The organism is Streptomyces sp. AcH 505, assembly GCF_000818175.1.
Lineage (GTDB): Bacteria > Actinomycetota > Actinomycetes > Streptomycetales > Streptomycetaceae > Streptomyces.
Genome location: NZ_JTIY01000001.1, coordinates 1,992,738 through 1,995,325, shown reverse-complemented (window position 1 = coordinate 1,995,325; position 2,588 = coordinate 1,992,738). Strand labels below are relative to the sequence as shown.

The 2,588-nt window shown below is 76.2% G+C and carries 2 protein-coding genes; both read left to right on the top strand.

All coding sequences use genetic code 11. The features are described from left to right. On the top strand, positions 1–1,205 hold a 1,205-nt coding region (locus HY68_RS09225; protein WP_041986788.1), incomplete at its 5' end, for an asparagine synthase-related protein. 126 nt (positions 1,206–1,331) lie between these two features. Further along, the coding region (locus HY68_RS09220) for a BTAD domain-containing putative transcriptional regulator (RefSeq protein WP_041986785.1) at positions 1,332–2,588 on the top strand (1,257 nt) is incomplete at its 3' end.

Here is a 2,588-nt window from a genome sequence, read left to right as displayed (position 1 = left end):
CGGGCGCGGGGGAGCGGCTGCTCGCCGTCACCTTCAACGACCTGGCGCCCGGCCGCCGCGACGAGGCCGAACTCGAACGCGCCCGGATCATCGCCGCCAACCCCCGGCTGCACCACGTCGTCGTCGCCGCGGGTGAAGAGGCCCTGCCGTACGCCGAACTCGACGGCGCGCTCACCGACGAACCCGGCCCCTCGCTGATCTCCGCCGAGCGGCACCGGCGCCGCTTCGCCGCGGGCAGCGCCGACCACTTCACCGGCGCCGGCGCGCGCGAAGTCCTCGACGCGCACCCCGCGCGCATGGCGGACCTGCTGCTCGACCGGCGCAGACGCAACCTGCTGCGGCCCGTCACCGAACTCGTCAAGGCCGAAGGCGCCTCGCCCGCCTCACTGTTCGTGCCGCTCACCGTCTACCGGGCGGCGCGCAGACTCGCCCGTACGCCCTACCGCACCGGCCTCGAACAGGCGGCGGCCCGCCTCCCCGACGCCAACAGGGCGGCGGGCTCACCCGTGTACGACGGACCGGTCAACGCGGCGCTGTCCGCCCTCACCTGGTCCCGGCCTGGCCCCGCCGCCCGCTGGCTCACCGGCGAAGCACTCGCGCAGGTCGCGGCCCGGCTCACCGCCGCAGCGATCCGCCCCACCTCCGTCCAGCGCCCGGGCGAGGCACGCGCGCGTGCCGTGCTCGCCCGGTACGCGGCCGACCACCGCGTCTTCGAACAGGCCGCCGAGATCCGCAGCCAGCGCCTGCACGCGCCGTTCCTCGACAACCAGGTCGTCCGCGCCTGCCGCGAACTCCCCGAAGCGCTGCGCGTCCAGCCGGACGCCCGCGCCGAGATCCTGCGCACCGTCCTCGCCGGGGCCGGCATCCACGACCTGCCGCAGGGCTGGGGCGCCACCTCACGCGAAACCTCGGCCGCCGCCACCCGCGCCGGACTGCGCGTGGCGGTGGGCGACCTCATCACCCTCTTCGACGCCCCCCTGCTGGCGGACGCGGGCCTGATCGAGGCCCGAGTGGTCCGCAAGGCCCTGCGGGCGGCGGCGGAGGGCGAACGGGTCCCCCTGGACGGCCTGGCCGACCTGGTCTCCACGGAGCTGTGGCTGCGCCGTCTGCTGTCCCGCAGGGGCACGTGCTGGACGGGCACGGCGGCGCCACGCCAGCGTGCGGTGGCGGGAGGCGTGATCCCGCGCCCGACGCTGCATCCGTAGAGGCCGCATCCGTGGAGGCCGCATCCGTAGCGGGCGCATCCGTGGAGCGGGTCCGGCGGGCGGCCACGGGGCGACTCCCCGGAGAAACCACAGGCCGTTGTCAGACCCTGAGGTGACAATGGGGCCGTGCGGTATTTCATCCTGGGGGTCACCGAGGCGCGGGACGCGACGGGCGGCGTGCTGCCGCTCGGCGGGGCGCGGCTGCGGGCTCTGCTTGCGGTGCTCGCGTTGCGGCCCGGGCGGGCCGTGCCCGTCGGTGAACTGGTCGACGGGGTGTGGGGCGCCGACCCGCCGTACGACGCGGGGGCCGCGCTCCAGGCGCTCGTGGGGCGGCTGCGTCGCGTCCTCGGTAAAGAGGCCGTCGATTCGGACCCCGGCGGCTACCGGCTCGCCGCCGGGCCCGACGACGTCGACCTGTACGTCTTCGAGAAGCTGGCCCGCGAGGGCGCCGCGCAGCTCGAAGCGGACGATCCCCGGGCCGCCGCCCGCACCCTGCGCGAGGCGCTGGCCCTGTGGCGCGGGACCGCGCTCGTCGATCTGCCCGGCGGTGACCACGGCGTACGGCCCGAGGCGCAGCGGCTCGCCGCGCTCCAGCACCGCATCGAGGCCGATCTGCGCTGCGGGGTCACGCACAGCCTTGTACCCGAGCTGAAGGAGCTGACGGCGACCCGTCCGTACGACGAGCCGTTCCACGCGCTGCTCATCCGGGCGCTGCGGGCGCAGGGCCGCCAGGCCGACGCCCTCGCCGCCTACGAGCGGACGCGCCGCACCCTGGCCGACGGGCTCGGCGTCGACCCCGGACCCGAACTGGTCGCGCTGCAAGGGCAGTTGCTGACCGCCACCGGACCCGGTCCGCCGCCCGGCGGAGCCACAGGCCCCGCCGCGCCCGCAGCGCCCGCCGCGCCCGCAGGCAACATCCGCCCCCGGCTGACCTCCTTCGTCGGCCGCGAACGCGAACTCGCCGTCATCCGCGCCGACCTGGACCGCTCCCGTCTCGTGACGCTCACAGGCCCCGGCGGCTCGGGCAAGACCCGGCTCGCCGAGGAGTCGGCCCCGCCGGACGCCTGGCTGGTCGAACTGGCCCCGCTGGACCACGAGTCCGCGCTCCCCGGCGCCGTACTGAGCGCGCTCGGCCTGCGCGAGACGCATCTGTCCACCCGCGACGACCGGACGTCGGCGCAGGACAATCCGACGGCCCGGCTCGTCGACCACCTCGCCCGCCGCCCCATGCTGCTGATCCTCGACAACTGCGAGCATGTGATCGGCGCCGCCGCCGCCCTCGCCGAGACGCTGCTCACCCGCTGCCCGGGGCTGCGCGTGCTGGCGACCAGCAGGGAACCGCTCGGGGTCCCCGGTGAAGCCGTACGCCCCGTGGAGCCGCTG